General features: G+C 61.4%; 23 protein-coding genes. 10 read left to right on the top strand and 13 right to left on the bottom strand.

Going from position 1 to position 23,588, the window contains the following annotated elements; genetic code table 11:
• From rodA to H096_RS01645, 6 genes are all read right to left on the bottom strand, one after another.
• Positions 1 to 1,104, bottom strand: coding sequence for a rod shape-determining protein RodA (gene rodA / locus H096_RS01670; RefSeq protein WP_017735626.1), 1,104 nt, complete (start codon positions 1,102 to 1,104; stop codon positions 1 to 3).
• 31 nt (positions 1,105 to 1,135) lie between these two features.
• The gene (gene mrdA, locus H096_RS01665; protein ID WP_033896437.1) at positions 1,136 to 3,034 is read right to left on the bottom strand and encodes a penicillin-binding protein 2; all 1,899 of its coding nucleotides are present in this window, start codon (positions 3,032 to 3,034) and stop codon (positions 1,136 to 1,138) included.
• A gap of 15 nt (positions 3,035 to 3,049) precedes the next feature.
• Positions 3,050 to 3,517 (bottom strand): 23S rRNA (pseudouridine(1915)-N(3))-methyltransferase RlmH, encoded by a 468-nt coding sequence (rlmH, locus tag H096_RS01660; RefSeq protein WP_033896436.1) that lies wholly within the window; start codon positions 3,515 to 3,517, stop codon positions 3,050 to 3,052.
• Positions 3,518 to 3,526: 9 nt separating this feature from the next.
• Positions 3,527 to 4,021 carry a ribosome silencing factor gene (gene rsfS, locus H096_RS01655; RefSeq protein WP_003237041.1) on the bottom strand — a complete coding sequence of 165 codons (495 nt, stop codon included), beginning with the start codon at positions 4,019 to 4,021 and terminating at the stop codon, positions 3,527 to 3,529.
• A 69-nt stretch (positions 4,022 to 4,090) separates the two neighbouring features.
• On the bottom strand, positions 4,091 to 4,735 hold the full coding sequence (gene nadD, locus H096_RS01650; protein WP_033896435.1) for a nicotinate-nucleotide adenylyltransferase: 645 nt from the start codon (positions 4,733 to 4,735) through the stop codon (positions 4,091 to 4,093).
• Entirely contained in the window at positions 4,735 to 6,000 is a 1,266-nt protein-coding gene (locus tag H096_RS01645; RefSeq protein ID WP_033896434.1) for a glutamate-5-semialdehyde dehydrogenase, read from the bottom strand. The genes nadD and H096_RS01645 overlap by 1 nt, the downstream gene beginning before the upstream one ends.
• 175 nt (positions 6,001 to 6,175) lie before the next feature.
• Between H096_RS01645 and H096_RS01640 the strand changes: the two genes are divergently transcribed.
• Positions 6,176 to 6,859 carry a DNA-3-methyladenine glycosylase gene (locus H096_RS01640; RefSeq protein ID WP_033896433.1) on the top strand — a complete coding sequence of 228 codons (684 nt, stop codon included), beginning with the start codon at positions 6,176 to 6,178 and terminating at the stop codon, positions 6,857 to 6,859.
• A gap of 16 nt (positions 6,860 to 6,875) precedes the next feature.
• Positions 6,876 to 8,192 (top strand): bifunctional DedA family/phosphatase PAP2 family protein, encoded by a 1,317-nt coding sequence (locus H096_RS01635; RefSeq protein ID WP_033896432.1) that lies wholly within the window; start codon positions 6,876 to 6,878, stop codon positions 8,190 to 8,192.
• On the opposite strand, the gene H096_RS01630 is transcribed toward H096_RS01635, so the two are convergent.
• The 3 genes from H096_RS01630 to H096_RS01620 are packed head-to-tail and all read right to left on the bottom strand — an operon-like array spanning position 8,189 to position 9,867.
• Positions 8,189 to 8,779, bottom strand: coding sequence for an LON peptidase substrate-binding domain-containing protein (locus H096_RS01630; protein ID WP_033896431.1), 591 nt, complete (start codon positions 8,777 to 8,779; stop codon positions 8,189 to 8,191). The genes H096_RS01635 and H096_RS01630 overlap by 4 nt on opposite strands.
• Before the next feature lie 21 nt (positions 8,780 to 8,800).
• Positions 8,801 to 9,517: an LrgB family protein gene (locus H096_RS01625; RefSeq protein ID WP_033896430.1), complete on the bottom strand. Its 717-nt coding sequence runs from the start codon at positions 9,515 to 9,517 to the stop codon at positions 8,801 to 8,803.
• A complete protein-coding gene (locus H096_RS01620; RefSeq protein WP_016978575.1) occupies positions 9,514 to 9,867 on the bottom strand; it encodes a CidA/LrgA family protein in 354 nt (117 codons plus the stop codon). Before H096_RS01620 ends, H096_RS01625 begins: the two co-directional genes overlap by 4 nt.
• Before the next feature lie 177 nt (positions 9,868 to 10,044).
• Here H096_RS01620 and H096_RS01615 point away from each other — a divergent pair, with 177 nt between their 5' ends.
• From H096_RS01615 to H096_RS01605, 3 genes are all read left to right on the top strand, one after another.
• Entirely contained in the window at positions 10,045 to 10,500 is a 456-nt protein-coding gene (locus tag H096_RS01615; protein WP_010206803.1) for a MaoC family dehydratase, read from the top strand.
• A 105-nt stretch (positions 10,501 to 10,605) separates the two neighbouring features.
• Entirely contained in the window at positions 10,606 to 12,324 is a 1,719-nt protein-coding gene (locus H096_RS01610) for a C13 family peptidase (protein ID WP_033896429.1), read from the top strand.
• 29 nt (positions 12,325 to 12,353) lie between these two features.
• Complete coding sequence (locus H096_RS01605; RefSeq protein ID WP_033896428.1) at positions 12,354 to 12,995, top strand: oxidoreductase; 642 nt, start codon at positions 12,354 to 12,356, stop codon at positions 12,993 to 12,995.
• Positions 12,996 to 13,047: 52 nt separating this feature from the next.
• Here H096_RS01605 and H096_RS01600 read toward each other — a convergent pair whose 3' ends face one another.
• Genes H096_RS01600 through H096_RS01585 form a run of 4 tightly spaced genes read right to left on the bottom strand, consistent with a single transcriptional unit; the run spans position 13,048 to position 17,256 of the window.
• A complete protein-coding gene (locus H096_RS01600) occupies positions 13,048 to 13,332 on the bottom strand; it encodes a YceK/YidQ family lipoprotein (protein WP_028618085.1) in 285 nt (94 codons plus the stop codon).
• Positions 13,325 to 13,954, bottom strand: coding sequence for a flavin prenyltransferase UbiX (ubiX, locus tag H096_RS01595; RefSeq protein WP_028618086.1), 630 nt, complete (start codon positions 13,952 to 13,954; stop codon positions 13,325 to 13,327). Before ubiX ends, H096_RS01600 begins: the two co-directional genes overlap by 8 nt.
• Positions 13,951 to 15,300, bottom strand: coding sequence for a UDP-N-acetylmuramate:L-alanyl-gamma-D-glutamyl-meso-diaminopimelate ligase (gene mpl, locus H096_RS01590; RefSeq protein ID WP_033896427.1), 1,350 nt, complete (start codon positions 15,298 to 15,300; stop codon positions 13,951 to 13,953). Before mpl ends, ubiX begins: the two co-directional genes overlap by 4 nt.
• Positions 15,301 to 15,357: 57 nt before the next feature.
• Positions 15,358 to 17,256, bottom strand: a complete 1,899-nt coding sequence (locus tag H096_RS01585) for a sigma-54-dependent Fis family transcriptional regulator (protein WP_033896426.1) — start codon at positions 17,254 to 17,256, stop codon at positions 15,358 to 15,360.
• 273 nt (positions 17,257 to 17,529) lie between these two features.
• Here H096_RS01585 and H096_RS01580 point away from each other — a divergent pair, with 273 nt between their 5' ends.
• From H096_RS01580 to H096_RS01560, 5 genes are all read left to right on the top strand, one after another.
• A complete protein-coding gene (locus tag H096_RS01580; RefSeq protein ID WP_033896425.1) occupies positions 17,530 to 19,050 on the top strand; it encodes an aldehyde dehydrogenase family protein in 1,521 nt (506 codons plus the stop codon).
• Between the two features lie 222 nt (positions 19,051 to 19,272).
• Complete coding sequence (eat, locus tag H096_RS01575; RefSeq protein WP_033896424.1) at positions 19,273 to 20,706, top strand: ethanolamine permease; 1,434 nt, start codon at positions 19,273 to 19,275, stop codon at positions 20,704 to 20,706.
• A gap of 52 nt (positions 20,707 to 20,758) precedes the next feature.
• Complete coding sequence (locus H096_RS01570; protein WP_033896423.1) at positions 20,759 to 22,153, top strand: ethanolamine ammonia-lyase subunit EutB; 1,395 nt, start codon at positions 20,759 to 20,761, stop codon at positions 22,151 to 22,153.
• On the top strand, positions 22,150 to 22,983 hold the full coding sequence (gene eutC, locus H096_RS01565) for an ethanolamine ammonia-lyase subunit EutC (protein ID WP_033896422.1): 834 nt from the start codon (positions 22,150 to 22,152) through the stop codon (positions 22,981 to 22,983). The genes H096_RS01570 and eutC overlap by 4 nt, the downstream gene beginning before the upstream one ends.
• Positions 22,984 to 23,075: 92 nt before the next feature.
• On the top strand, positions 23,076 to 23,534 hold the full coding sequence (locus tag H096_RS01560; RefSeq protein ID WP_016978562.1) for a GNAT family N-acetyltransferase: 459 nt from the start codon (positions 23,076 to 23,078) through the stop codon (positions 23,532 to 23,534).
• Positions 23,535 to 23,588 lie beyond the last annotated feature (54 nt).

Here is a 23,588-nt window from a genome sequence, read left to right as displayed (position 1 = left end):
TCAAACCTGCGCGATCCATTTGCGATGCGTATGGATCGACATCAAAACCCCAAACGCTGACAGCAATGTCACCAGCGAAGTTCCGCCGTAGCTAATGAACGGCAACGGCACCCCCACCACCGGCAACAGGCCACTGACCATACCGATGTTGACGAAAACGTAAACAAAAAAAGTCATGGTCAAGGCACCGGCCAGCAATTTGCCGAACAGTGTCTGCGCTTGCGCAGTGATCACCAGGCCGCGACCAATCAACAACAAATAGATCAGCAACAGCGCGCAAATGCCCACCAGACCGAACTCTTCGCCCATTACTGCAATGATGAAGTCGGTGTGACTCTCGGGCAAAAAGTCCAGATGCGACTGGGTGCCCAGTAACCAACCCTTACCAAATACTCCGCCGGAACCGATGGCGGCCTTCGACTGGATGATGTTCCAGCCGGTCCCCAGCGGGTCGCTTTCCGGGTCAAGGAAGGTAAGGATCCGTTGCTTCTGGTAGTCGTGCATAAAGAAGAACCACATGGCGACCGCCACGGGCACGGCGGCGGCCAGTACGCTGAGGATCCAGCGCCAGCGCAGACCGCCCATGAACAGCACGAACGCACCGCCCGCCAGGATCAGCAGCGAGGTGCCGAGGTCCGGCTGGCGCACGATCAGGATGAAGGGAATGCCGATCAGAATCAGGCTGACGCCCACGTGTTTGAGTTGCGGCGGCAAGGTGCGCTTGGACAAATACCAGGCGATGGTCGCCGGCATCAGGATCTTCATGAATTCCGACGGCTGGAAGCGAATCACCCCCGGAATGTTGATCCAGCGGGTCGCGCCCATGGCGTTGTGGCCCATCACGTCCACCACCACCAGCAGCAATACGCCTGCCACATAGCCCAAGGGCACCCACCGCGCCATGAAGCGTGGCTCAAGCTGAGCGATCACCACCATCGACAACAAGCCCAGGCCGAACGACGAGGCCTGCTTGATCAGCAGGTCCCAGTTTTTGCCGCTGGCCGAATACAGGACGAACAGGCTGCCGGCCGCCAGGGTCAGCAGCAGGATCAGCAACGGGCCATCAATGTGCATGCGTTGCAGCAACGTCGCACGGCGACGCATCACATCTTCGCTGGAGAGGATGCGGTCAAAATTACTCTTCACGGGCCGTAACCTCAGTGCTTGAAGGGGGGCCGCCATATTCGGGCTTGAGCCTGCCGTCGTCGGCCAACAGCCAAGCGTCCATCACTTGGCGCACCACCGGCGCCGCGACGCCGGAGCCGGACTCGCCGTTCTCGACCATCACCGCGACCACGATTTTCGGGTCATCCGCCGGCGCGAAGCCAACAAACAAGGCGTGGTCTCGGTGGCGTTCCTGGACCTTGGTGCGGTCGTATTTCTCGCCCTGCTTGATCGCCACGACCTGGGCGGTACCGCTCTTGCCGGCAATACGGTACTGCGCGCCAACGGCTGCCTTGCGCGCGGTACCACGGGCGCCGTGCATCACCTGTTGCATACCGTGATTGACCTTGGTCCAGTCCGACGCGTCGCGCAGCACAATGTCGGGGATCGGGTTGTCGTCCACCGGTTTTTCACCTTCGATGGTCTTGGCCAGGTGCGGACGGTTCCAGATGCCTTTGTTGGCCACCAGCGCCGTGGCCTGGGCCAGTTGCAGCGGTGTGGCCTGCATATAGCCTTGGCCGATGCCGAGAATCAGGGTTTCACCCGGGAACCACGCCTGGCGACGGGTCGCGCGCTTCCATTCCCGCGACGGCATCAGGCCGGGGGATTCCTCGAACATGTCCAGGGAGACTTTCTGGCCGAGGCCGAACTTGCCCATATAGGTGGACAAGCGGTCGATCCCCAGCTTGTGCGCCAGGTCATAAAAATAGGTGTCGTTGGAGCGCATGATCGCGGTGTCCAGGTCGACATAGCCGTCACCGGTGCGGTTCCAGTTACGGTATTTGTGATCGTAGTTGGGCAGCATGTAATAGCCCGGATCGAACACCCGGCTGGAGGCTGTGACCACACCCGCGTCCAACCCCGCAATCGCCACCGCCGGTTTGATCGTCGACCCCGGCGGATACAGGCCGCGCAGTACGCGGTTGAACAGCGGGCGGTCGATGGAATCGCGCAACTCGGCGTAGGCCTTGAAGCTGATGCCGGTCACAAACAGGTTGGGGTCAAAGCTTGGCTGGCTGACCATCGCCAGCACTTCGCCAGTCTTCGGGTCCAGCGCCACCACCGCGCCACGACGCCCCCCCAGGGCCATCTCGGCGGCTTCCTGCAACTTGATGTCCAGGCTCAGGACGATGTCCTTGCCCGGCACCGGGTCGGTACGCTTGAGCACCCGGAGCACGCGGCCACGGGCGTTGGTCTCGACTTCTTCGTAACCGACCTGGCCGTGCAACTCCGGCTCGTAGAAACGCTCGATGCCGGTCTTGCCGATATGGTGGGTACCGCTGTAATTGACCGGATCGAGGGTTTTCAGCTCTTTCTCGTTGATCCGCCCCATGTAGCCGACGGAGTGAGCAAAGTGCGGCCCTTGCGGGTAATGGCGCACCAACTGCGCCACCACTTCCACACCCGGCAAACGGAACTGGTTCACCGCGATCCGTGCGATCTGCTCTTCGGTCAGCTCAAAGAGGATCGGCACCGGCTCGAACGGCCGGCGCCCCTGCTTCATGCGTTTCTCGAAGATCACTCGGTCTTCCGGCGTCAGTTGCAGCACCTCGACGATCACATCGAGGATCTGCTGCCAGTCGCCGGAGCGCTCGCGGGTCATGCTCAGGCTGAAACTGGGCCGGTTATCCGCCACCACCACGCCATTGCGGTCGAAAATCAGCCCACGAGTTGGCGGAATCGGCTGCACATGCACCCGGTTGTTTTCCGACAAGGTGGAGTGATAGTCGTACTGGATCACCTGCAGGAAATACAGGCGCGCGATCAGCACACCCAACAACGCCACCACCATGATTGCGCCAAACACCACGCGAGCGCGTACAAGACGTGCGTCTTTCTCGTGGTCCTTGATGCGGATCGGCTGGGTCATCGGGAGGGGCGCAGATTATTTGTGGTAAGGGTGCCCGGACAGAACTGTCCAGGCGCGATACAGCTGTTCACCGATCAGAATCCGTACCAACGGGTGCGGCAACGTCAGCGCCGACAGCGACCAACGCTGATCCGCCCGCGCACAGACTTCCGGCGCCAACCCTTCGGGGCCGCCGACCATGAAGTTGACCGTACGCGAATCCAGGCGCCAGCGATCCAGCTCCACCGCCAACTGCTCGGTGCTCCAGGGTTTTCCGTGCACTTCCAGGGTGACGATGCGCTCGTTGGGGCCGACCTTGGCCAGCATGGCTTCGCCTTCCTGACGGATACAGCGCGCCACATCGGCATTCTTGCCCCGGGTGTTAAGCGGTATTTCCACCAGTTCAAGCGACAGCTCAGCGGGCAGACGCTTGGCATACTCGTGCCAGCCTTCTTCCACCCACTTGGGCATGCGTGAACCGACAGCGATCAGACGCAGGCGCACAGCCGTTCCTTATTCCTGGTCTTTGTTCAGCTTGTCGAAGTGCGCGTGGCCCACTTCCGGGCTGTGGTGCTTGCCATCGGCGGCACGGCTCTGCTCGGCGCCTTTCCACAGACGCTCCAGGTCGTAGAACTGACGGGCGTTGGAGGTCATCATGTGAACGATCACGTCGTCCATGTCCAGCAGCACCCAGTCGCTGTCGCCCTTGCCTTCTTCACCCAGTGGCTTGACGCCTTGGGCTTTGACGGCTTCGCGGACCTTGTCCAGCATCGCGCCGATCTGGCGGTTCGAAGTACCGGTGGCGATGATCATGTAGTCGGTGATGCTCTGCTTGTCGCGCACGTCCAGCACCTGGATGTCCTGGGCTTTAACGTCTTCCAGGGCAGCCACGGCGACTTTTACCAGCTCTTCGCCAGCCAGTTCTGGGCCAACGTGGGCTTCTACCGGCAGCGGGGCGCTTTTGAAGGTGCCTTTGCGCTTAACTTTGCTTACGTCTTTGTTCGTCATATAAAACTCGTTTTGCTCGTATGTTCGGGCGCTCGCTGCACGACATTTCGTGCATTCAAGCGCGCCTTTTCAGTTCGACGCACGGTAAAGCCCGTGCGCATCGATGTAGGCCAGGACCGCGTCAGGCACCAGGAAACGTACCGACTTACCGCTGGCCAGCAGTTGACGGATCTGGGTGGCGGACACCGCAAGCGGGGTCTGCCAGACGAATGCAATATTCCCGTTCGGCCCGGTCAGGGCCAAGGGGTCACTTACCGACCGCGCGGCCAGCAGGTTGCGCAAGGCATCCGGCGGTTCGCTGTCGGCATCCGGGCGTTGCAAAACCAGGATGTGGCAATGCTGGAGGAGTTCCTCCCAGCGATGCCAAGAGGGCAGGCCGCAAAATGCGTCCCAGCCCAAAAGCAGAAACAACTGGTCATCTGCGGCCATTTCAGCGCGCATCACTTCCAGGGTATCGACAGTGTAGGACGGTTTGTCACGCTTGAGCTCGTGGTCGTCCACCACCAGCGGCGTTATGCCCTCCACCGCCAGGCGCACCATTTCCAGGCGCTGCTGCGGCGACACTTGCGGCGTATCGCGATGGGGCGGCCGAGCGTTGGGCATCACGCGCAACTCGTCCAGCGCCAGGGCATCCGCGACTTCCAGGGCGCTGCGCAAATGGCCGATGTGCACGGGGTCGAAAGTACCGCCGAGCAACCCGATGCGTTTACCCATCAAGTGCGCACATGACCATCGCCGAACACCACGTACTTCTCGCTGGTCAGGCCTTCCAGGCCAACCGGGCCACGGGCGTGGAGCTTGTCGGTGGAAATACCGATCTCCGCCCCCAGGCCATACTCGAAGCCGTCGGCAAACCGCGTCGAGGCGTTGACCATCACCGAAGCGGAATCCACTTCGTTGAGGAAGCGCCGGGCATCGCTGAAATGCTCGGAGACAATGGCGTCGGTGTGCTTGGAGCCGTAGGTGTTGATGTGTTCGATGGCTTCGTCCAGGTCGTCGACCAGCTTGATCGACAGGATCGGCGCCGTGTATTCGGTGTACCAATCCAGCTCGGTCGCCTCGATCACGTCCGCGCCCAATAGCGCACGGGTACGCTCGCAACCACGTAGCTCAACCCCTTTGTCCCGGTAGATGGCAGCCAGCGGCGGCAGCACGCGCTCGGCAATGCCTGCGTGCACCAGCAGGGTTTCCATGGTGTTGCACGGGGCGTAACGGTGGGTCTTGGCGTTGTCGGCGATGCGGATCGCCTTGTCGATGTCGGCGGCGATGTCGATATAGACATGGCACACGCCGTCCAGGTGCTTGATCACCGGCACCTTGGCATCACGGCTGACGCGCTCGATCAGGCTCTTGCCACCGCGCGGCACGATCACGTCGACGAATTCCGGCATGGTGATCAACGCGCCAACAGCGGCGCGGTCGGTAGTTTCCACCACTTGCACCACTTCGGCGGGCAACTCGGCCACGGCCAGGCCCTGCTGGATGCACGCGGCGATGGCACGGTTGGAATTGATCGCCTCGGAACCGCCACGCAGGATGGTGGCATTGCCGGACTTGAGGCACAGGCTCGCGGCGTCGATGGTCACGTTCGGGCGCGACTCATAAATGATGCCGATCACGCCCAACGGCACGCGCATCTTGCCGACCTGGATGCCGGACGGCAGGTAACGCATATCGCGGATTTCACCGATGGGGTCAGGCAGCTTGGCTACCTGACGCAGGCCTTCGATCATGTCGTCGATACGTGCCGGGGTCAGCGCCAGGCGGTCCAGCAGGGCCGGTTCCAGGCCATTGGCGCGGCCGTTGGCCAGGTCTTGCTCGTTGGCGGCAGTGAGCTCGGAGCGCGAAGCATCCAGAGCGTCGGCGGCGGCCAGCAGGGCGCGGTTCTTCTGCGCGGTGCTCGCACGGGCGATCAACCGCGAGGCCTGACGGGCAGCGCGACCCAGGCGGGTCATGTAGTCAAGAACGGACTCAGTCATGGTCAGGGAGTCTTGGCAGGGAGGAAAGCGGCAGATTATAGCTGTGACGCCGCTCGACTGACAGCGGTGAGGGGCGGATGGTCGAAATGAACTGTAAAAACCTGGGGTTCAGCGGTAATTAAGGTGGGAGTTGTTATGATTCCGTCACATTTAGCCGTATTTACCCCTGACTGCCATGCCCAGCTCATCGCCCCAACTCCCCGCCAGCGCCCTGCCCGACAGCTTCTTCGACCGTGACGCGCAAATTCTTGCGCAGGCATTGCTCGGAAAAATCATCCGTCATCGCGTGGGAAAAATCTGGCTTTCGGCGCGAATTATTGAAACCGAAGCCTATTACGTGGCCGAAAAAGGCAGCCATGCGTCATTGGGCTACACAGAAAAGCGTAAGGCTTTGTTTCTGGATGGTGGCCATATCTACATGTATTACGCCCGTGGCGGCGACTCGCTGAACTTCAGCGCCCATGGGCCGGGCAATGCCGTGTTGATCAAATCGGCCTATCCGTGGGTCGATGAATTATCCGGCCCGGCGAGCCTGGCGCAAATGCTGTTGAACAACCCGAATGCCGACGGCAGCCCACGCGCCTCGCAGAAACTCTGCGCCGGCCAGACCCTGCTGTGCAAAGCCCTGGGGTTGAAGGTGCCGATGTGGGACGCCAAGCGTTTCGATCAGGAACGGCTCTACGTTGAAGACGTGGGCCAAACCCCGACCCAGATCATCCAGACCACCCGCCTGGGCATTCCCAGCGGGCGTGATGAACACCTGATGTACCGCTTCGTCGATGCGGGCTACGCGCCTTATTGCACGCGGAACCCCTTGCGCCGGGGCCAGGTCGAAGGCCGCGATTATTTTTTGATTTGAGCAGGGAGTGAATTGTATGGGCCAATGGCTCGATAGCATTACCGGCTGGTTGACGCTGAACCCCGAATGGCTGGCGGTCGCGGTGTTTATCGTCGCCTGCGTGGAGTGCCTGGCCATCGCCGGGTTGATCGTGCCGGGCACGGTGTTGTTGTTTGCCATTGCCGCCCTCGCCGGCAGCGGTGCGCTGTCACTCAGCGAAACGTTGTTGCTGGGCTTCCTCGGCGGTTTGCTGGGTGATGCGGTTTCCTACTTCCTGGGCCGACATTTCCATCAGAACATCCGGCGTTTACCCGGCTTGCGCCACCACCCAGAATGGATGAACAGCGCCGAAACCTACTTCCACAAGTACGGCATCGCCAGCCTGCTGGTCGGCCGTTTCATCGGCCCGCTGCGCCCCATGCTGCCGATGGTAGCCGGGATGTGCGATATGCCCTTCCCGCGCTTTGCGATTGTCAGCATCGTCGCGGCCGCGGGCTGGTCCGTGGCGTATCTGCTGCCAGGCTGGGCGACCGGCGCCGCTTTCCGCCTGCCATTGCCCGAAGGTTTCTGGCCGGAAGCCGGCATCGTTGCCGCCTGTATCGCGGTGGTGGTGGGCCTGAGTTTGAACAGCAGCCTGCGCGGCCATCGTCGCGCCACCTTGTGGATCGGTTGCGCCAGCCTGATCGTGTTGATCGCCTTGTTTATCGGCTACCCCCACCTCAATGACTTCGACCAGGGCCTGAGCGCCCTGGTGCAGGAACACCGCAGCCCGTGGCTGGACGAAGTCATGGTGCGCATCACCCAGTTGGGCGAATTCAAGAAGATGTTCTTCGCCAGCGCCGTGTTCACTGGCCTGCTACTGCTGGCGCGACAATGGCGCCATGCCGTGTTTGTCGGCGCGACGCTGGCCGGGGCTGCGGTGATCAACACCGGGACTAAGTTGTTTTTCGCACGCGGCCGCCCGGAAATCCTGACAGACCCACTGACCAGTTTCAGCATGCCCAGCGGCCATGCGTCCGGTGCGTTCGCGTTTTTCCTGGCGCTGGCGATCCTGGCCGGTCGCGGACAACCCGTGCGATTGCGCCTGACCTGGATGCTGCTGGGCTGCATTCCTGCGGCATTCATTGCGCTGTCGCGGGTCTACCTTGGGGCCCACTGGCCTACCGATATCCTGGCGGGCACGCTGTTGGCGATGACGGTGTGTGCGTTCAGCCTGGGCATCACCCAGTATCGAAGCCCGCTGCCGGCCATGTCGCAAAAAACCTGGTGGCTGTTGCTGCCGGCGCTGGTCGCGGTGTTGAGCTTCATTGCACTCACCGGCACGCCCCACGCCCTGCTGCGCTATGCCTATTAAGTGAACAGTTCACCCTGCAACTCGTCGAGCAGCATCTGGATCGCGTCCAGGCGCTGTTGCGGGTCGTCGAGTTGCAGCAGGTCGATCTTGTCGGCCTCGGTAAAGGGCAGCAGATACGCCAACTGATTGCCCAAGGCTTGCTGGCCGTCGGCGTGGGCGTCCATGTCCAGCGAGGCCACCATGGGGTGCTCGGCCAACGCCTGGAGCAGCGCCAGCAAGTCGGCGTCTTCCTCTTCCAGCGGTTGGTCCGGCAGCTCTTCGAGCCATTGCACCTCGGCCACCAGCAACTGGTCCTTCTGCACACCGGCATCGCGTACACGGAACCGGCGTCCGCCCTCGACGCGAATCCCCAGCAGGCCATTGTCCTGTTGCTTGAAGTCGCGGATCAGCGCTTCACAGCCGATCAATGCGTAGCCATCCGGCGCCGTGCCCACCTCCTGGCCGTCAAGAATGCACACCACGCCGAAGCTTTCGCCCCTTTTCATGCAACGGGCGACCATGTCCAGGTAGCGCGCCTCGAACAGTTGCAGGTCGAGGGTGCAGCCAGGGAACAGCACGGTATTGAGCGGGAACAGCGCCAGACTCATAAAGGTTTCCTTAAACCTGGTTTAAACGATCACCGACACGGCCAGCGGCAGGAACACTGCCGTGGCCACGCCCATCAGACTCATCGCCAGCGCTGCAAAGGCGCCGCATTCTTCGCTTTCCTGCAGGGCCACCGACGTGCCGACGGCGTGGGCCGTCATGCCCAGCGCCATGCCGCGCGCCTCGGGGCTGTGCACCCCCAGGCTGGACAAATACGCCGGGCCGATCATCGCGCCGATCACCCCGGTGATCAGCACAAACACCGCCGCCAATGCCGCCACGCCGCCGATCTGCTCGGCCACCAGCATGGCAATTGGCGAGGTCACCGACTTGGGCGCCATGGTCATCAACATCATGTGTTCGGCACCGAACCACCAACCCAGCAGCACACACAGGCCGGTGGCGAGGACCCCACCTATCACCAGCGTAGTAAAAATCGGCCAGAACAATTGGCGAATGCGCCGCAGGTTCAGGTAAAGCGGCACCGCCAGGGCCACTGTTGCCGGGCCGAGCAGGATGCCCATGATCTCGGTGCTCTTGCGGTACTCGGCGTAGCTCAGGCCACAACTGATCAGCACGCCGATCACCAGCAGCATGGACACCAGCACCGGCTGCAGGAAGATCCAGCGGGTTTTCTCGAACCCTGCCAGTACCAGTTGATAGGCGCCAAGGGTGATGCCGATGCCGAATAGCGGGTGATGAATGACTGCCGTCCACGCGCCCTGCCAGTCGACGATCATTGATCCTTCTCCTTGCGCTTGACCATCTGCTGCATCAACACGCCCACGAAGCCCATGGCAATCACCAGCGACAGCACCAGCGCGCCGACAATGGCCCAGAAATCCGCGGCAATGTCCTTGGCATACACCATCACCCCTACCGCCGGCGGCACCAGCAGCAACGGCAAGTACCGTAATAGGCTGCTGGCCGCCAGGCTCAAGGGCTCGCCGACCTCGCCCTTCCAGATCAGGAACCCCAGCATCAGCAGCAGGCCGATGATCGGCCCCGGCAGCACCGGCAACAGCAAATGATTGATCGCCGTGCCGATCAGTTGAAACAGCACCAGCCAGGTCAGGCCACGTAACAGCATCCGTTCTTCCCCCTCAAGACTCGCCCGCATTATAAGCACGCCCGCCCTATACACCGGCATTCGCCAAAAGCATGGTGGGTTGACCGAGCCGATTGGCCATGATGATCTACATTGGTTCTCTGTAACCCATAAAAAACCAGACGTTGTACACAGCGTGATGAACCAAGGAGAGACGCAATGCCCTATGTACCCGTAGCGCAGCTCAAAGATTATGTCGGCAAGGAACTGGGACGTTCCGAATGGCTCACCATCGACCAGGCGCGTATCAACCTGTTCGCCGAGGCCACGGGCGATCATCAGTTCATCCACGTCGACCCGGTCAAGGCCGCGCAAACCCCGTTCGGCAGCACTATCGCCCACGGCTTCCTGTCGCTGTCGCTGATGCCCAAGCTGATGGAAGATCTGCTGATCGTGCCCGAAGGCCTGAAAATGGCGGTCAACTATGGCCTGGACAGCGTGCGATTCATCCAGCCGGTCAAGGTCAATTCAAAAGTGCGCCTGAACGTGACACTCAATGACGTCACCGAGAAAAAACCCGGCCAATGGCTGCTCAAGGCCACCGCCACCCTGGAGATCGAAGGCCAGGAAAAACCGGCTTACATTGCCGAGTCGTTGTCACTCTACTTCGTGTGAGCCCGTGCCTGTGGTGGGGATATAAACCTCACCACAGTGTATGTAAATTTATGTATGAAACTCGCAGCTGCGGCATACTCGGCGCTCAATTATCCGGATCCCGCTATGCGCCCACTCGCCCCCCTCGCCCTTGCCCTGTTGCTCACCGCTTGCGGAGACGGCGAATCGCTGTTGCCGCCCGATGCGCGCCTGCCCGACGGCGGCCGTTACCGGGGCGACGTGGTCGATGGCTTGCTGCAAGGCCAGGGCCGCGTGGACTACCCCAACGGCAGCTGGTACGCCGGCCAGTTCGACAAAGGCCAGTGGCACGGTCAGGGCGAGTGGCATGGCAGCAACGGCGAAGTCTATAAAGGCCAGTTCCAACAGGGCCTGTTCGACGGCCAAGGCAGCTTGACCACGGCGGGCAGCCACTATGTCGGCGGCTTCAAAAATGGTCGACGCAATGGCGAAGGCACCCTCAAAGAGGGGCAGATGACCTATCGCGGCGAGTTCAAGGACGACCAGTATTCCGGCCTCGGCCGCCTGGAGCTGGCCGACGGCAGCCAATACCAAGGCCAGTTCGCCCACGGCAAGCCGAATGGCGAAGGCCAGCGCAACGACGACAGCGGCAACCAGTTCAGCGGTCATTTCGTCGATGGCCAGCTGGAAGGCAATGGCACATTCAACAGCGCCGATGGCGACATCTATGTCGGCCAGTTCAAACAAAACCAACTGAACGGCAAGGGCCGCTACGAGAACGCCGACGGCGACGTGTGGATCGGCCAGTTCAAGGAGGGTGCGCTCAGCGGCAAGGGCGAATTGATCGGCGTGGATGGCAGCCACTATGTCGGCCAGTTCAGCGATTGGCGTTTCACCGGTGAAGGTCGCCTGAACCTCACCGACGGCAGCTTCTATATCGGCGGTTTCGACAGCGACAGCTATCAAGGCAAAGGCACCCTGGTGCTCACCGACGGCACCGTGCAGGCCGGCACCTGGGTCAACGGCATGCGCGTGCGTGATGCCGACGGCAAGCTGCTGCCCGACCCGTTGGAAATCGGCGTATTGGCCCAGGGTCGCCTGCTCGACGCCGCCCTCGCCGCCGTGCCCGCCTCCACCCCTGCCGTGGAGCTGTACACCCTGGCCGTGGCCGGCGATGGCAAGCAGAGCGTGTTCCTGCGCGAAGCCGATTACGTCAGCAACATGCTCGCCACCCGTTTCGGTGCACGCGGGCAGATTCGCCTGGTCAACCACCGCGACCACATTGCCGACCGCCCGCTGGCCACTCGCGAAAGCCTGCGCCGCGCCGTGCAGACCCTGGCCGACCGCACCGGGCCGGAAGACCTGGTGTTTATCTACATGACCAGCCACGGCACCCACGAACACGAACTGGTGCTCGACCAACCGCGCATGGAACTGGCCGACCTGCCCGCCGATGAACTCGCCGCCGTGCTCGCACCACTGAAGAACCGCGACAAGATCGTGGTGATCTCGGCCTGCTACTCCGGTGGTTTCATCCCGGCCCTGAAGGACGAGCGCACCCTGATCATGACCGCGTCCCGTGCCGATCGCGTGTCCTTCGGCTGCTCCGAAGAAGCCGACTTCACCTACTTCGGCGACGCCCTCTTCGCCCAAGCCTTCAACCAGACCGACGACTTGCAGCAAGCCTTCAAGCTGGCACAGCTGCATGTGGCCGAACGCGAGCAGGCGGACAGCTTCGAAGCCTCAGAACCGCAGATCTGGGCCCCCAAGGGTGTGATCGCCCATTGGCAATTATTACGCAAACAGCAGGCACGAAAGGCGCTCGAAAGCGTCTCAATGAATAGCAAGGAAGCCAAAGGCAACTAAGCTGAACTGTGTAACAAGGGGGAGACACCATGTACCTGACGCCTCAGCATATCTTGCTCGCCGGAGCCACCGGCCTTACCGGCGAACACCTGCTCGATCGCCTGCTCAACGAACCCACCGTGACCCGCGTGCTCGCGCCCAGCCGCAAGCCACTGGCCGAACACCCGCACCTGGAAAACCCGGTGGGCGACCCGGCGGTGTTCCTGCCGCAGCTGAGTGGCCAGGTGGACCTGGCCTTCTGCTGCCTGGGCACCACCATCAAACAGGCGGGCTCCGAAGCGGCGTTTCGCGCCGTCGATCTGGACATGGTCGTGGCCTTCGCCAAACGCGCGCGGGAAATGGGCGCACGCCACCTGATCGTGATCAGTGCAATTGGCGCCGACCCGAAATCCTCGATCTTCTACAACCGGGTCAAAGGGGAAATGGAAGAAGCACTCAAAGCCCAAGGCTGGCCACAACTGACCATCGTGCGGCCGTCGTTGCTATTGGGGGAACGGTTGGAACCGCGTTTGGCGGAGCAACTGGCCGGGCCGTTGTCGCGACTGATTCCGGGCAAATACCACGGCATTGAAGTGTGCGAACTGGCCCGGGCCATGTGGCGACTGGCGCTGGAAGAGCAGGACGGGGTGCGGGTGGTGGAGTCGGATGAGTTGCGCAAGTTAGGTAAGTAATTCTGCGGTGACCTGGCTGGCCTGCGTTGAGGCCAGCACAGGCAATACACCTCTATAGGCCGCCTGTAGCATTGAAGCCAACCCCCAACACCGTCAACACCGACAGCGGCAACAGCAAGGTATCAAGCAACGCACTCGCCGGCAGATCCACACCGGGATAAGCCGGCGCCTCTGCACCAAACCTGTCCTTGGCGCAGCAACCGCCATTCATTGCATATAAATCCAACCGCGTACCGGCATACACCACCGGCGCGCCAGGTTGCGCCGCGTCCAACGTGCGCGCCGTGGCGCAGCCCGTCAGTTGCAGCGCCAGCACGATCAGCAGTGCCTTATTCATCGCTGCTCAAATGGTGCTCGCCCCAACGCGGCAGCATGTCCTGGGGAATGTTCAGCAGGTTGAGAATGCGCGCCACCACAAAATCCACCAGGTCATCGATGGTCTGCGGCTGGTGATAGAAACCCGGCGAGGCCGGCAGAATCGTCACACCCATGTTCGACAGTTTGAGCATGTGTTCCAGGTGAATGCTCGAATACGGCGCTTCACGGGGCACCAGGATCAACTGGCGGCGCTCCTTCAGGGTCACGTCCGCTGCGCGCTCGATCAGGTTGTTGCAGGCTCCCGTGGCAATGGCCGACAGGGTGCCAGTGGAACACGGCACCACCACCATCGCCGCCGGCGCACCGGAGCCGGACGCCACGGGCGACATCCAGTCCTCTTTGCCGTAGACCTTGATCTGCCCCGCCGCAGCCCCGGTGTATTCGGTGAGGAAGGCCTGCATCGTCTGCACCTTGGGCGGCAGCGCCACGTCGGTCTCGGTGGCCATCACCAGTTGCGCCGCCTTGGAGATCAGGAAGTGCACCTCACGGTCTTCGCGCACCAGACAATCCAGCAGGCGCAAACCATAAGGCGCACCGGAGGCGCCGGTCATCGCCAGCGTGACGCGTTCCGGGCCACTCATTTCAGCGCCTCGGCCAGTTTGCCGTGCAGGCCACCAAAGCCGCCGTTGCTCATGACCACCACGTGAGTACCGGGTTCGGCCTGTTGCTTGACGTGTTCGATGATGCCGTCAATGGAGTCGCACACGGTTGATGGCACGGTGCACCGCGCTGCGATTCCCGGCAGGTCCCAGCCGAGGTTGGCCGGTGCGTACCAGACCACCTGGTCGGCATCGTTGACGCTTTCCGGCAGACCATCGCGGTGGGCACCTAGCTTCATGGAGTTGGAGCGCGGCTCGACAATCGCAATGATCGGCGCATCGCCGACACGCTTGCGCAGGCCGTCCAACGTAGTCGCAATGGCCGTCGGGTGGTGGGCAAAGTCGTCGTAGATGGTAATCCCATTCACGTCGGCAACTTTTTCCATGCGGCGCTTCACGCTTTTGAAAGCGCTCAACGCGGCAATGCCCATGGACGGCACCACGCCCACATGCCGCGCAGCCGCCAGGGTGACCAAGGCGTTGGCGACGTTGTGCTGGCCGGTCATGTCCCACTCGACGACGCCTTGGGCCTCACCTTCGAACAGCACTTCAAATCTGGAACCGTCTTCGCTGAGCAGCTTGACCTGCCACTGCCCACCCGCGCCGGTGGTTTGCACCGGGGTCCAGCAGCCCATCTCGATCACACGCTGCAAGGCGGGTTCGGTGGTCGGGTGGATCACCAGGCCTTCGCTTGGGATAGTACGCACTAGGTGGTGGAACTGACGTTCGATAGCCGGCAAATCGGGGAAGATGTCAGCGTGATCGAATTCCAGGTTGTTCAGGATCGCTGTGCGCGGGCGGTAGTGAACGAACTTGGAGCGTTTGTCGAAGAAGGCACTGTCGTATTCATCCGCCTCGATCACGAAGAACGGCGTGTCGCCGAGGCGCGCCGACACCGAGAAATTCTGCGGCACGCCGCCGATCAGGAAGCCCGGGCTCATGCCCGCATGTTCCAACACCCAGGCCAGCATGCTGCTGGTGGTGGTTTTGCCGTGAGTGCCGGCGACCGCGAGTACCCAACGGCCTTGCAATACATGGTCAGCCAACCATTGCGGGCCGGACACATAAGGCAAACCTTTATTGAGTACGTATTCGACCGCCGGATTGCCACGGGACATGGCATTGCCGATCACCACCAGGTCCGGGACCGGGTCGAATTGCGACGGGTCGTAGCCTTGGGTCAGCTCGATGCCCTGGGCCTCGAGTTGCGTGCTCATGGGCGGATAGACGTTGGCGTCGGAGCCTGTCACGTGATGGCCCAGCTCTTTGGCCAGAACCGCCATCGAGCCCATGAACGTGCCGCAAATACCGAGAATATGAATGTGCATAGTCGACCTCGTAAAACATCGAGGCAGGTTAGCGCAGGGGGGCGAAAATCGCACCCTTTAGCTGAGGGTGTGACGTGCGATGCCGTGCCGGCGCAGCTTCCTATACAGCGTGTTGCGGCTGACGCCCAGTTGCTCTGCCGTGTGCGTCATGTGCCAGCGCTGCTGCTGCAACGCGGCGAGCAAGGCCAGGCGCTCGGCGTCTTCCAGCGGTGATTCCAACGGTTTGGCCTGCGCAACCGGCACGGGTCGGGCCTGACGAATCTGCGCGGGCAAATCCTCCAGGCCGACACGTCCTCCATCACACAGCGCCACCAGGGTGCGCAGTACCGTGCGCAACTGGCGGACGTTACCCGGCCAGGCAAACGCCAACAACGCGCCACGCGCCGATGGGTCGAGAGCCACCGACTCGCCATTGGCCTCCTGGGCCAGCAGGAAATCCAATAACTGGGACTTATCGCTACGCTCGCGCAACGGCGGCAAGCCGACTTCCAGGCCATTGAGCCGGTAGTACAAATCTTCGCGGAAGCTGCCGTCCTGCACGCGCTCCAGTAGATTGCGGTGGGTCGCGCTGATAATTCGTACATTCACCGCCTGGGGCTCGCCGCCGAGCGGCACCACCAGCCGATCCTCCAGTACCCTTAATAGTCGGGTTTGCAGCGCCAGGGGCATGTCGCCGATTTCATCGAGGAACAGGGTGCCGCCGTCGGCTTGCTGCAACTTGCCTTGCATGCCTTCTTTGCGCGCACCGGTAAAGCTGCCGCCGCGATAGCCGAACAGTTCGCTTTCGATCAGGCTTTCCGGGATGGCGGCGCAGTTGAGCGCGACGAATGCCTTGTCGGCACGTTGGCTGGCCAGGTGCACCGCCTTGGCGAAGGCCTCTTTGCCGGAACCGGTTTCGCCATTGATCAACAGCGGCACATCACGCTCGAACACCCGCAGCGCCTTGCGAAAGTCCTGTTGCAGCGTCGGATCGCCCAGGCAGATGCCTGGCAACGGAGCAGGCTCAGGCTTAATGAAAGGTGCTGGTGCGCTGCGCGCTTGCCCACGTAATGCGGCAAACAGTTGTCGACCATCGCGGGTGCGCAGCGGCCAACTGGCCGTGGCATTGGCGCTGGCGCGGCCGAGTAATTGATCCAGGGAACAGTCGAAAAACGCTTCCACAGGCTGTCCCAGCAAACCGCCCCGTAGCTGCCCAAGCAGGTTCAGGGCACTTTGGTTCACTGCACAGATTCGCCCTTCACCATCGAACGCCAATAGCCCTTCGCTGAACAGCCCCACCGACTCGGCTTGCAAGTGAAAACGCAGCAGCCAGTGGTTCTCGAAATGACGCAGGAAGTAGCAACTCTCGATCATCTTCGCCGACAGGTTCACCAGCGCCATCGTGTGAAACTGGCTCTGGCGCGACACCGCTTCCCGCGCGGAGGACACATCCAGCACCGCCAGCAGATCCCCATGGGGATCGAACACCGGGCTCGCCGAGCAGGTCAGCCCGGTATGCCGGCCACGAAAGTGTTCGTCACGATGAATGGTCAGGGATTGGCGTTCCACCAGGCAGGTGCCGATGCCGTTGGTGCCCTCGCAGGCCTCACTCCAATCCGCGCCCAGCCACAACCCGGCGCGCTCGAAGATCTTGCGCTCGGACGGCGCGGTGACACAGTTGAGGATCACGCCGCGTGCATCCGTGAGCAACACCGCATGGCCGGCGCCCGAGAGCTGCTGATGCAGGCTGTTCATCTCGTTGCCGGCGATGTGCAGCACTTGTTGCAGGCGCTCGCGGCTTTCCAGCAAGCGACCATGTTCAAGCACAGTCGGAGCAATGGTTTGCGCAGGGTCGAGGTGGTAGTCCTCCAGACAACGCAGCCAGGAGCGGGCGATGGACGGATCGCTGGACGGGTCGCGGCCATGCGCCACGGTAAGGACTTGCTGGGCATGGCGGCTGAAATGATCGTTGTGCATTTCTTATTATTCTCCCTGCGTGAGAACCACCAGCATCCCCCAGCCCTCCAGGCAATGCAATCCCGGAGCGACTCACCGGTCACAGGCTGTACCGTTTGTGGCACAAATTGTCACACGGGGTGTATCGAGCCTGCCACAGCAACGCCTTGCTACAAAGCCTAACCCCTTGATTTGCCTAGCCAGCAAGGCGGTGGCCCAACCTTTGCTCTACGCTTTATCAAGCGCTTGCTGCGCTGCGCTCCCAATAAACATAAAAGCCAGGAGATACCCACCATGCGTTACGCACACCCCGGTACTGAAGGCGCCATCGTTTCGTTCAAAGCCAAGTACGGCAACTACATCGGTGGCGAGTTCGTTGCGCCGGTCGATGGCAACTATTTCACCAACACCTCGCCGGTCAACGGCAAGGCAATTGCCGAATTCCCGCGCTCCACCGCCAAAGACATCGACAAGGCCCTGGACGCCGCCCATGCCGCCGCCGACGCCTGGGGCAAGACCTCGGCCCAGGACCGTTCGCTGGTCCTGCTGAAAATCGCCGACCGCATCGAACAGAACCTCGAACTGCTGGCCATCACCGAAACCTGGGACAACGGCAAGGCCGTGCGTGAAACCCTCAACGCCGACATCCCACTGGCCGCCGACCACTTCCGCTACTTCGCTGGCTGCATCCGCGCCCAGGAAGGCACCAGCGCCGAAATCAACGAACACACGGCGTCGTACCACTTCCATGAACCACTGGGCGTGGTCGGCCAGATCATCCCGTGGAACTTCCCGATCCTGATGGCGGCGTGGAAACTCGCCCCGGCCCTGGCCGCCGGTAACTGCGTAGTGCTCAAGCCCGCCGAGCAAACTCCGCTGGGCATCACCGTGTTGCTGGAGGTGATCGGTGACCTGTTGCCACCTGGCGTGTTGAACGTGGTTCAAGGCTTCGGTAAAGAAGCCGGCGAAGCCCTGGCCACCAGCAAGCGCATCGCCAAGATCGCCTTCACTGGCTCGACGCCCGTGGGCTCGCACATCATGCATGCGGCGGCCGAGAACATCATTCCGTCGACCGTGGAATTGGGCGGCAAGTCGCCGAACATCTTCTTCGCCGACATCATGAAAGCCGAGCCGTCCTTTATTGAGAAAGCCGCCGAAGGGTTGGTGCTGGCGTTCTTCAACCAAGGCGAAGTGTGCACCTGCCCTTCCCGTGCGCTGGTGGAAGAGTCGATCTACGACGACTTCATGAAAGTCGTGATGAAGAAAATCGAGTCGATCAAACGCGGCGACCCGCTGGACACCGACACCATGGTCGGCGCCCAGGCGTCCGAGCAGCAGTTCGACAAGATCCTGTCCTACCTGGAAATCGCCAAGGGCGAAGGCGCGCAACTGCTCACCGGCGGCAAGGTCGAGAAGCTCGAAGGCGACATGGCCGGCGGCTATTACATCCAGCCGACCCTGCTCAAGGGCACCAATGAAATGCGCGTGTTCCAGGAAGAAATCTTCGGCCCGGTGGTGAGCATCACCACCTTCAAGGACGAAGCCGAAGCCCTGGCAATTGCCAACGACACTGAGTTCGGCCTGGGTGCCGGGGTGTGGACCCGCGATATCAACCGCGCCTACCGCATGGGCCGCGCAATCAAGGCGGGCCGCGTGTGGACCAACTGCTACCACCTGTACCCGGCGCATGCCGCGTTTGGCGGTTACAAAAAGTCCGGTGTAGGGCGTGAAACCCACAAGATGATGTTGGATCACTACCAGCAGACCAAGAACTTGCTGGTGAGCTACGACATTAATCCGCTGGGCTTCTTCTAACTAAGCCTTCTAGCAGGCGACCAGTTTCCAACTTGAAATGCAATCAAGTGTGGGAGCTGGCTTGCCTGCGAAAGCGGTGTATCAGCCAAGTATGTGTTAGCTGACAAAACGCTTTCGCGGGCAAGCCAGCTTCCACAGTTTTAGAACTTCACAAGTACTTGCGAATTGCATTCGGCACAAAGAGGCCGAGTTAAAAACAATAACAACGGAAGGTACTTTTCCATGTCTAGCGAACCTACAAGTTCATCTGTCGACTTCGAAAAAGTCGACTCCCAATACTTCCAACAACGCGAATTGAAAAAAGGTGCCGCCGGCTGGGTACTGCTGGTCGGCCTTGGCGTTGCCTATGTGATCTCCGGCGACTACGCCGGCTGGAACTTCGGCCTGGCCCAAGGTGGCTGGGGCGGGATGTTCCTTGCCACCTTATTGATGGCCACCATGTACCTGTGCATGTGTTTTTCCCTGGCCGAACTGTCTTCCATGATTCCCACCGCTGGCGGCGGCTACGGCTTTGCCCGCAGCGCCTTTGGCCCTTGGGGCGGTTTCCTCACGGGCACCGCCATCCTGATCGAATACGCCATCGCCCCTGCCGCCATTGCAGTGTTTATCGGCGCGTATTGCGAGTCGCTGTTTGGCATTGGCGGCTGGATGATTTACCTGGCGTTCTACATCATCTTTATCGGCATCCACATCTTTGGCGTGGGTGAAGCCCTGAAGTTGATGTTCGTGATTACCGCCGTGGCTGCAATTGCCTTGGGCGTATTCCTGGTGGCGATGGTGCCGCACTTCAATGTCGCCAACCTGCTGGATATTCCGGTGACTGAAGCCAAGGGCGCCAGCACCTTCCTGCCGTTTGGCTATGTCGGTGTGTGGGCCGCAATTCCTTATGCCATCTGGTTCTTCCTGGCCGTAGAGGGTGTGCCCCTGGCCGCCGAAGAAACCAAGAACCCGAAACGCGACCTGCCGCGTGGCCTGATCGGCGCCATTGTGGTGCTGACCAGTTTTGCCCTGTTGATTCTGGTTATTGCACCGGGTGGCGCCGGCACCTATGCGCTGATCAAATCCGGCAACCCGCTGGTTGAAGCGTTGGCGTTGTCCTACGGTGGTTCCACCTGGATGGGCGGCTTCGTCAACCTCGTGGGCCTTGCCGGTTTGATCGCGAGCTTTTTCTCGATCATCTACGCCTATTCGCGGCAGATTTTTGCACTGTCCCGCGCCGGCTACCTGCCGCGCAAACTGTCCCAGACCAATAAAAGCAAGGCGCCAGTGTTGGCCTTGGTGATCCCCGGCATCATCGGCTTTGGCTTATCGCTGACCGGCCAGGGTGACCTGCTGATTCTGGTGGCAGTGTTTGGTGCAACCATTTCCTACGTGCTGATGATGGCCGCGCACATCACCCTGCGCATCCGTCGCCCCAAAATGGACCGTCCGTACCGCACGCCAGGCGGCATTTTCACCTCCGGCGTTGCGCTGGTGCTGGCCTGTGTGGCCGTGGTGGCGGGCTTTCTGGTGGATCCGCGGGTGGTGATTGGCGCCGCGATCATCTATGGAGTATTAATTGCTTACTTTGCTTTCTACAGCCGGCATCACTTGGTAGCAGGCACGCCCGAAGAGGAATTCGCGGCGATCCAGGCCGCAGAGGCCGCCCTGCACTAACTGCCGTAAACCTCGACGCGGGCAGTTGCTCGCGTCGCCAAGGAGACACTGTATGGCAAGCTTTTCCCACACGGTGGGTGCACAAACCTACCGCTTCGACAGTCTCAAGGACGTGATGGCCAAGGCCAGCCCCGCGCGTTCCGGGGACTTCCTCGCCGGCGTCGCCGCACAGAACGACGGTGAGCGCGTGGCGGCGCAGATGGCGTTGGCGAATATCCCGTTGAAACACTTCCTGCAAGAAGTGCTGATCCCTTACGAAAACGACGAAGTCACCCGCCTGATCATCGACACCCACGATAAACAGGCGTTTGCCGCCGTCAGCCACCTGACCGTCGGCGGCCTGCGCGACTGGCTGCTCAGCGATGCGGCCGACGAACATTCCCTACGCGCCTTGGCGCCAGGGCTGACGCCAGAGATGGCCGCCGCCGTGTCAAAGATCATGCGCGTGCAGGACCTGGTACTGGTGGCGCAGAAGATCCGCGTGGTCACGCAATTTCGCGGCACTATGGGCCTGCGCGGGCGTTTATCCACACGCCTGCAACCCAACCATCCTACAGACGAACCGGCGGGCATCGCCGCGAGCATTCTGGATGGCCTGTTGTATGGCAATGGCGACGCCATGATCGGCATCAACCCGGCCACCGACAGCATCGCCTCGATCTGCGCCATGCTGGAGATGCTCGACGCGATCATCCAGCGCTACGAGATTCCGACCCAGGCCTGCGTGCTGACTCACGTCACCACCTCCATCGAGGCCATCAACCGTGGCGTGCCGCTGGACCTGGTGTTCCAGTCGATCGCCGGCACCGAGGCGGCCAACGCCAGTTTCGGCATCAGCCTGAGCGTGCTGCAGGAAGGTTATGAAGCAGGGTTGAGCCTCAATCGCGGCACCTTGGGCCAGAATTTGATGTATTTCGAGACAGGCCAAGGCAGCGCCTTGTCGGCCAACGCGCACTTTGGCGTCGACCAGCAAACCTGCGAGACCCGCGCCTACGCGGTAGCCCGACATTTCAAACCGTTTCTGGTGAATACCGTCGTAGGATTTATCGGGCCGGAGTACCTGTACAACGGCAAGCAGATCATCCGCGCCGGCCTCGAAGACCACTTCTGCGGCAAGCTGCTGGGCGTGCCGATGGGTTGCGACATCTGCTACACCAACCACGCCGAAGCCGACCAGGACGACATGGACACCCTGCTGACCCTGCTGGGCGTGGCCGGGATCAACTTCATCATGGGCATCCCCGGTTCCGACGACATCATGCTCAATTACCAGACCACTTCATTCCACGACGCGCTCTACGCCCGGCAAACATTGGGTTTAAAACCGGCGCCGGAATTCGAACAGTGGCTGGCAAAAATGGGCATCTTCACGCAAGCCGACGGCAAGGTGCACTTCGGCAACAGCCTGCCACCGGCCTTTCGCCAAGCCTTGGCGCAACTGGGATGAAGGAGCCGCCTGTGCAACTCGACCTGCCTGACAACCCCTGGCTGGAACTGCGCCGCCTGACCCCGGCGCGCATTGCCCTGGGCCGAACCGGCACCAGCATTCCCACCAACGCGCAGTTGGACTTTCAATTTGCCCACGCCCAGGCGCGGGACGCGGTGCATTTGCCCTTCGACCATGCGGGTCTCAGCAGCCAGTTGGCCGAACGCGGGCGTGACACGCTGTTGCTGCACAGCGCGGCTGCCGACCGCCACAGCTACCTGCAACGCCCGGATTTGGGGCGGCGCTTGAGCGATGACTCCGCCCAAGCGCTGCGCGATCACGCATCGGCCAATCCCGGCGGCGTCGACTTGGCCGTGGTGGTGGCCGATGGTTTATCCGCGCTGGCCGTGCATAAACACACCTTGCCGTTTCTGACACGCATGGAAGAACAAACCCACGCCGAAGGCTGGTCGTTGTCGCCGGTCATTCTGGTGGAACAAGGCCGGGTGGCGGTGGCGGATGAAATCGGGCAATTGCTCGGCGCCAAGATGGTGGTGATCCTGATCGGCGAACGGCCGGGGCTCAGTTCGCCGGACAGCCTGGGACTGTATTTCACCTACAACCCCAAGGTCGGCCTCACCGACGCCTATCGCAATTGCATCTCCAATGTGCGTCTGGAAGGCCTGAGCTATGGCATGGCGGCCCATCGTTTGCTGTACTTGATGCGAGAGGCGTGTCGTCGGCAGCTGTCGGGGGTCAATCTCAAGGACGAGGCGCAGGTCCAGACCATCGAGTCGGATGATCCGGACCTGATGAAAGGCAATTTCCTGCTCAGTTCACCGGATGACTGATCGCTGCATGATTGCGCTTTTTCGCGCCATTAGGCAGCATCGAGTCACGGCCGCTTGTGTGGTCATACCCCATTTGGAAGTTGAGGCCTGGCATGCGGATTACTCAAGCGACCCTGGAACATCTGGACCTGTTGACCCCGTTGTTCGTCAAATACCGCGAGTTCTACGGGGCGTTGCCCTTCCCGGATTCATCGCGGGACTTCCTGGAAAAGCGCCTGCGCCGCAAGGAATCGGTGATTTACCTGGCCCTGGCGGATGATGACGACAAAAAACTGCTGGGCTTTTGCCAGCTGTACCCGAGCTTTTCGTCGTTGTCGCTCAAGCGGGTGTGGATCCTCAATGACATCTACGTGGCTGAAGACGCACGCCGGCAACTGGTGGCGGACAACCTGATGCGCACGGCGAAAAAGATGGCCAAGGAGACCCATGCGGTGCGGCTGCGGGTGTCGACCAGCAGCGACAATGAAGTGGCACAGAAGACCTACGAGTCGATTGGGTTTCGCGAAGACACGGAGTTCAAGAACTACGTGTTGCCGATCAGCGAAGATTAATGCTCGTCGGGCGAGCCTCTATTGTGGCGAGCGGGCTTGCCACAACAAGCCCGC

Origin of the sequence: Pseudomonas sp. FH1, from assembly GCF_000510895.2 — a bacterium.
In the GTDB taxonomy this organism is placed as follows: Bacteria; Pseudomonadota; Gammaproteobacteria; order Pseudomonadales; family Pseudomonadaceae; genus Aquipseudomonas; species Aquipseudomonas azotoformans_A.
This window is presented reverse-complemented; position numbering and strand designations above follow the sequence as displayed.

Bases quoted from the DNA above. Each gene is read 5' to 3' on its own strand.
- H096_RS01625 (WP_033896430.1), bottom strand. From the start codon at position 9,517: ATGATCGTCGACTGGCAGGGCGCGTGGACGGCAGTCATTCATCACCCG.
- eat (WP_033896424.1), top strand. From the start codon at position 19,273: ATGTCTAGCGAACCTACAAGTTCATCTGTCGACTTCGAAAAAGTCGAC.
- H096_RS01570 (WP_033896423.1), top strand. From the start codon at position 20,759: ATGGCAAGCTTTTCCCACACGGTGGGTGCACAAACCTACCGCTTCGAC.
- ubiX (WP_028618086.1), bottom strand. From the start codon at position 13,954: ATGAGTGGCCCGGAACGCGTCACGCTGGCGATGACCGGCGCCTCCGGT.
- H096_RS01610 (WP_033896429.1), top strand. From the start codon at position 10,606: ATGCGCCCACTCGCCCCCCTCGCCCTTGCCCTGTTGCTCACCGCTTGC.
- H096_RS01600 (WP_028618085.1), bottom strand. From the start codon at position 13,332: ATGAATAAGGCACTGCTGATCGTGCTGGCGCTGCAACTGACGGGCTGC.
- H096_RS01635 (WP_033896432.1), top strand. From the start codon at position 6,876: ATGGGCCAATGGCTCGATAGCATTACCGGCTGGTTGACGCTGAACCCC.
- eutC (WP_033896422.1), top strand. From the start codon at position 22,150: ATGAAGGAGCCGCCTGTGCAACTCGACCTGCCTGACAACCCCTGGCTG.
- H096_RS01645 (WP_033896434.1), bottom strand. From the start codon at position 6,000: ATGACTGAGTCCGTTCTTGACTACATGACCCGCCTGGGTCGCGCTGCC.
- mrdA (WP_033896437.1), bottom strand. From the start codon at position 3,034: ATGACCCAGCCGATCCGCATCAAGGACCACGAGAAAGACGCACGTCTT.
- mpl (WP_033896427.1), bottom strand. From the start codon at position 15,300: ATGCACATTCATATTCTCGGTATTTGCGGCACGTTCATGGGCTCGATG.
- H096_RS01620 (WP_016978575.1), bottom strand. From the start codon at position 9,867: ATGCTGTTACGTGGCCTGACCTGGCTGGTGCTGTTTCAACTGATCGGC.
- H096_RS01580 (WP_033896425.1), top strand. From the start codon at position 17,530: ATGCGTTACGCACACCCCGGTACTGAAGGCGCCATCGTTTCGTTCAAA.
- nadD (WP_033896435.1), bottom strand. From the start codon at position 4,735: ATGGGTAAACGCATCGGGTTGCTCGGCGGTACTTTCGACCCCGTGCAC.
- rsfS (WP_003237041.1), bottom strand. From the start codon at position 4,021: ATGACGAACAAAGACGTAAGCAAAGTTAAGCGCAAAGGCACCTTCAAA.
- rodA (WP_017735626.1), bottom strand. From the start codon at position 1,104: ATGCGTCGCCGTGCGACGTTGCTGCAACGCATGCACATTGATGGCCCG.
- H096_RS01640 (WP_033896433.1), top strand. From the start codon at position 6,176: ATGCCCAGCTCATCGCCCCAACTCCCCGCCAGCGCCCTGCCCGACAGC.
- H096_RS01585 (WP_033896426.1), bottom strand. From the start codon at position 17,256: ATGCACAACGATCATTTCAGCCGCCATGCCCAGCAAGTCCTTACCGTG.
- H096_RS01605 (WP_033896428.1), top strand. From the start codon at position 12,354: ATGTACCTGACGCCTCAGCATATCTTGCTCGCCGGAGCCACCGGCCTT.
- H096_RS01560 (WP_016978562.1), top strand. From the start codon at position 23,076: ATGCGGATTACTCAAGCGACCCTGGAACATCTGGACCTGTTGACCCCG.
- H096_RS01630 (WP_033896431.1), bottom strand. From the start codon at position 8,779: ATGAGTCTGGCGCTGTTCCCGCTCAATACCGTGCTGTTCCCTGGCTGC.
- H096_RS01615 (WP_010206803.1), top strand. From the start codon at position 10,045: ATGCCCTATGTACCCGTAGCGCAGCTCAAAGATTATGTCGGCAAGGAA.